Source organism: Paraburkholderia guartelaensis (genome assembly GCF_004353905.1).
Taxonomy (GTDB): domain Bacteria; phylum Pseudomonadota; class Gammaproteobacteria; order Burkholderiales; family Burkholderiaceae; genus Paraburkholderia; species Paraburkholderia guartelaensis.
The window spans coordinates 1-5,433 of the sequence record NZ_SMOD01000102.1 but is presented as its reverse complement, the minus strand read 5'-3'; the positions used below and the strand labels follow the sequence as shown (position 1 = coordinate 5,433).

Genomic DNA, 5,433 nt, shown 5'->3' with positions numbered 1-5,433 from the left:
TGGCGGCGTGCGTGGGCGGCCTTTGAGCCGTCCCGGCCGCGTCTACGCTGACCGGGGTTACGACCACGACAAATACCGCCGCATTCTTCACGAGCGCAGTATTCCCACCAGCATCGCGCGACGCGGCCACCCCCACGGCAGTGGCCTTGGGAAGATCCGTTGGGTCGTCGAACGTACACATGCCTGGTTGCACAATTTCCGCCGTCTACGTATTCGCTTCGAACGTCGCGCCGACATTCACGAAGCGTTTCTCAAACTCGGCTGTTGCCTGATCTGCTGGAGCACGCTTCAGCGAGCTCAACAGTCTTTTTGAAACCGTCTCTAAGCGACATCGCGCGACCACGCGACACATGCGGCATAACCGCTCAGGGCGCGAAGCCAAACTGCGTCGAGTTTCGCAATCAAGTCGCGATTGCATACGCTCTCCTCGCTAACTGCGATACTTGGCTCGTGCTGCCTGTCTCCAAGTACAGAAAACCATGTCATGCCCCTTCCGATGCCGACGCCAAGTGTCTTCAACACCGCTTCCTTTGCTGTCCATACGTCATAAAACGCGTCGGTTCGCCTGTACATCGGCAAAGCGGTCACTTGTGCCTCGTCGCGCGGCGCAAATACCGCTGATGCCAGCTTCCTCCAGTTGATGTCTTTGCGAGCAAATTCGATATCGACACCAACCCTCCGTCGCCGGCCAATTGCGATCAGAGCATACTGTTCCGAATGCGAAACGTTAAAGTCGAGTTGTCCACCGGACCCGCCTTGCATCGACTTATCGAGACGGGGCCGTCCGCCGGTGTCTCGCTCGAAACGCAATTCACTGGCCTCCGAATCTGTTCGTTCCGCGAGCAACTGACGCAGCACGACGCGCGTCACCGCACAACGCAGCGCATCGTCGCGGCGCCGGAAGCGCGCGACCTTCGCACGCTCATCGTCCGAGAGCGGAGCGAATGCGGGACTGTCGAGCATGACGCGAAAATCGAAGCTGACGCAAAATATTTCAATATCTGCTGGGGAGGCACGCGGTGGAGCGAGCTCGTGCACATTGAAAGCCGAAGTTGCAGGGACGATCATCAATTCACTCCGTGAGTGACGGTAACTGGCAGTTCCTGTGCGATTATGCCGCGCGAGGAACAGAGGTGCTCAAGCCCGAGCCGAACTGCCCCGAATGGATGTTACTGGCCAGTTCATCGAATGTGTGTCGGTTTTCAGTCGGAAAAATGGGCGTGCTTTCCCTGAAACAGGTTGTGGATCACGTGCGTTCGTTTAGTCGGCCGATGAAATTCTGTCGAGTCACGAACGATTTTGCGCACGGGTTCAAACGATATCGAGATGAACCCCATGAACATGACACACCAGCGATTGACGACGCCGTCCTCGCGCTCCTCTATTTGACATCGCACGACCACAGCCGGCATTGTCACCCATTGCTCGAGGGGATGTAACGATGTGGATTGACCCTGATCTTTTTGCTGCAGCACCGGAATCCGAGGTGGGCGCTCGGGGCCACCCATGCATCTATGCGGATGCGCTCGTGCAGATGCTGTTCGAACTCAAGCAGGTCTTTCTTCTGCCGCTGCGCGCACGGCAAGGCTTCGCCCAGAGTCTGCGCAAACTTGCTTTCCCGAGCCTGTCCGTGCCGAACTACACGACGTTGAGGCACACGGACGGTGAAGGTCGCGCTGCCGGCACAACGCCCAAAGACCCCTTGCACGTCGTGCTCGACAGTACCGGACAGAACGGCGAAGGCGAGTGGAAGGTGCACCAGCATCGCTGGTCCAAGCGTCGCACCTGGCGATGGACGCGAACACCGGACAGATCTGCGCTCCACTGAGGACTCGTCAGGACGAGGGCGATAGCGAAGTGTTGCCTGATTTGCTCGACCAGATTCCCGCTGACATGGCAATCGACACCATCGGTGGCGACGGCGCCTAGGACACCAAGGCGTGCCATGCGCGGGTTGCGGCGCGCCGAGCTGCCCCGTCGATTCCGTTGCCTGAGAGCGCGACCCCTTGGCCGGAGAGCGTGCCTGGCGCGGCCTGGCGCAATGCCGCCATCGATGCGATAGCAGAACGCAGCAGACGTGAATGGAAGCTCGCAAGTGGCTACCAGCGTCGCTCGCAGGCTGAGACTCTGATGTACCGGCTCAAGCTCCTCACGGAGCTCTTGCCTGTGGGCTCGCGAGATTGGTTCCTAGGCAACCGAAGTCTCGATTCGTGCGGGCGTGCTCAACCGCATGGCGGCACTCGCCCGCCCGCAGTCCGTTCGAATTGCCTGAGATCGAAAACATGGGGATCACTTCGTCCTTACGTTCGATTTACGACAACGCCTATCCGCATCGTCGGCAAAAGAGAGCCTCACGTGATCCGCAAACTGTTCAAGGAAAAGCACGTCCAACTACGCACTATTTAGAGGGTAGCTGCATTCCCTCTCGGAAAAGCGGCCCCCGAAGAACGGAGCGTGCGACTTTCACCGCACTCCGCTCGCGCACAGCATTAAGCGTCCCGCTGACGTCGGTCTCGCCGAGTTGCACGAAACCTTCGAAACCTTCGCAAGCGTCACATCGTTGATTCGCCTCATCGCTGAGACGAGGGGCGCTGAACCGCACAAGGACGGTCTCGTGAGAAACATTAAAAATACCGCGGATTTTCAGGGGGTTAGGACGGTCGGGGTGATCTCGAAGCCGAGCGCGGACGCGCGGCGCCTGAGCGCGGCGCTGCTGCGCTGCTGTTGCTGCTCCTCGTAGCGCTGCTGCCCCTGGTCGACGAAGGCCTCACCACGCGTGAGCATGAAGTACACCATGCGCGCGAGCTTGTGGGCGACGGCCGTATTGGCGCGCGGCTTGTCCATGCGCGCGCACAGGCGCCGGTAGAATGCACCCAGCGCAGAAGCGATGCGCGACAGACTCATGGCCGCGATCTTGAGCGCCTGGCGCACGCGGTTGGTGGAGCGCCGCGTACGCGCGCTGAGCACCTTGCCGCCGCTGATCTTCGTGCCGGGGCACAGCCCGAGCCATGAGCAGAAGTGCTTGACGTTCGCAAAGCGGCTCAGGTCCGGGCCGATTTCCGAGAGGATCGTCATCACGGTGGTGACCGACAGGCCGTTGATGCGCGTCAGGTCCACACCCGCCCAGCGCGCCAGCGCCGCACGCGCATCGAACTGCGGGGCGTTCTTGCTGCGCCGCTTGCCGGGTCCATCAAGGGGGATGTCGTGACGTCCAAGGGGTACCAGCAGCGCCTCAATCTTCGCGTCGCACTCGAGGATGCGCTGCGCGAGGCTGTCAAACATCGCCAGCGCCTGCTGCAGCACGAACAGGTGTTCCTCGCGCCAGTTGCCCGTCAGCGCGCGGACGATATCTTCTTCGCTGCGCCTGACCGGAGTATGACGATGGCTGGCCAAGGCCTTCGGGTCGCGCTCGCCGGCTACGATTGCACGGAAGATCGCCTGGCCAGTCGCACCCATCACATCCGTGAGCACCTCGGTGAGCTGCAGGTTCATCTGCACCAGCGCCTTCTGCATGCGCAGCCCCCAGCTGGCCTGCTCGGTGAGTACCTCGCGCTGACGGACCACCGCGCGCACCACGCAGACCTCGTCGCCCGGGCGCCAGGCCGCCCGCAGCAGGCCCAGGCTCATCAGCTTCTGGAGCCATTGGCAGTCGTCCACATCGCTCTTGCAACCCGGAACGTACTTCATCTGTCGCGCGTCGACGAGTCACACTGTCAGCCTGCGCTGCTCCAGCACCTCATGTACGGGTATCCAGAATACGCCGGTCGATTCGAGGGCGACCGTATCAACCCCGCACGCGAGCAGTCAGTCCGCCATCGCGTGCAGATCGTCGGTCATCGTGCCGAACTCACGCACCTGCTCCTCGTTCGCTGCCTTGGGCACTGCGACCCTGTGACTCGAACGCCAATATCGATCCCGGCCGCGTTCGGAAACACTTCGGGACTGTCTTCGCGCTTGCGCATCGCCATCGTCGGCCTCATCATCGTGGGTGGACGGCAGCGCCATGGGATGCGTCGATATTGACTCGATCTCGTGAACGGGATGCAGCTCGCGCTGCTCACCACTGTCGCCGACGAATCCCGGACCATGCTCTCAAGCGGGCTCACCTGATGGCGTGCCGGCCACAGGTGCGCACCATTGGACGGTCGGTCATTGCGGCGCTGCCGTTCACCTGTATACCTCATCCCTGTTTCTCCGCGAACGCCGGACCCGGCACGGGGTTGAAATGCTCTCAAGCTTCCCCTCGATGAATCTCAAACGTGGACCTGCGACAACTGCACCAGGCGGAAGTCTGCACCCTTTCGGGTTAGGGCAGTTCGAACCCCTATGCAGGCCATTACAGCCCGCCATTCGCTTTCTCCGCGTTCTCATACCCGCTCCACCAACAGCTCTCCTTACGAGTTGCCTGCCATTCCACAATGTTCCGCGAGTTTGGCGGTGAGTCGGGTTTACCACGTTCCCGTTCCTGCCGCCCCGATGTTCTGGGCCTGTCCGGTTAGTGCCTGTCTATTCCCCGGTAGCGCTATGACGACGTGTTCCCGTTGCATCAAAGGGACAACCGGCTACATACCTTTTGGTTTGGGCCTGACAGCCGCTTTGGCCCATTTGACGTCACGAGGTTTATCAACAGTTCACCTATGTTGCACATACGGAACTTGCCTGGCCTTCACGCCGCACTGCGGCTAGCAGCGTCATCCCCAATCTCGTCGCCGAGACAGGGTGTCTTGCGAAAAAGACGTTCTTCACGGAGCTCCACACGCAATCGTTACCAATCACGCATGTCCAGGTAGGCAACTGTTGGTCGCACAACAGGTCGCAGCATCCGTCGTTCATACTTCAGCGATGGGTGCGACAAGACAGAAACGAGCTTTGCTGCCCTGTACTACCTGATGATTCGACACGCTGCGGGCAGCAGCACGTGTCGCACGATGCACTCGTCAGTAAGTTCGTCGCTTTGATCGGCACTCGTCGCGGCAATTCGTGATGTTGCATATCCAACATTGTCAGGTATGCAACACAGCCAATTCCACAAACGATACTTCGCGGAAGATCCCGCAAGCGTTTTGGAGGGTGAGTGCCCATCAATCATCCCGATCAGCAATGTGTTGGGAGTTATCTCTCCGGTGTGTCGTGGCGTTAGAGGTGGCCGCGCAAAATCGGACAGCGGGATAAGTGGAACGACCGGGGCCTGAGCCAGCGATAATGCAGGCAAAGGAACCGAGAAAATGACGAAACGAACCCGACGCACGCACTCAGCGGCGTTCAAAGCGAAAGTGGCCCTGGCGGCAGTCAAGGGCGAGCGCACGCTCGCCGAACTGGCGCAGCAGTTCGATGTGCATCCGAACCAGATCACGGAATGGAAGCGGCAGTTGCAGGAGCGCGCGGCCGACGTGTTCGGTGCGGCCGGCCCGGTGTCGAGCGAGCCACCGGTAG

The 5,433-nt window shown here is 60.5% G+C and carries 4 protein-coding genes and 2 pseudogenes; 3 read left to right on the top strand and 3 right to left on the bottom strand.

The window, feature by feature from the left end:
• Positions 1-313, top strand: a 313-nt coding sequence (locus E1N52_RS42780; protein ID WP_165979588.1) for a transposase, incomplete at its 5' end; no start/stop codon positions are given.
• Between the two features lie 8 nt (positions 314-321).
• On the opposite strand, the gene E1N52_RS42775 is transcribed toward E1N52_RS42780, so the two are convergent.
• Positions 322-1,068, bottom strand: a complete 747-nt coding sequence (locus E1N52_RS42775) for a 4'-phosphopantetheinyl transferase family protein (RefSeq protein ID WP_133191091.1) — start codon at positions 1,066-1,068, stop codon at positions 322-324.
• A gap of 134 nt (positions 1,069-1,202) precedes the next feature.
• Entirely contained in the window at positions 1,203-1,508 is a 306-nt protein-coding gene (locus tag E1N52_RS44500) for a hypothetical protein (RefSeq protein WP_165979587.1), read from the bottom strand.
• Here E1N52_RS44500 and E1N52_RS42770 point away from each other — a divergent pair.
• Positions 1,421-2,272: pseudogene (locus tag E1N52_RS42770) on the top strand (IS5 family transposase); the annotation flags it as partial. The gene E1N52_RS44500 and the pseudogene E1N52_RS42770 overlap by 88 nt on opposite strands.
• 371 nt (positions 2,273-2,643) lie before the next feature.
• On the opposite strand, the pseudogene E1N52_RS42765 reads toward E1N52_RS42770, so the two are convergent.
• Positions 2,644-3,968 (bottom strand): annotated as a pseudogene (locus E1N52_RS42765) (IS110 family RNA-guided transposase).
• Positions 3,969-5,225: 1,257 nt separating this feature from the next.
• Here E1N52_RS42765 and E1N52_RS42760 point away from each other — a divergent pair.
• Positions 5,226-5,433: transposase (locus E1N52_RS42760; protein ID WP_133189477.1), on the top strand; the 208-nt coding region annotated here is incomplete at its 3' end.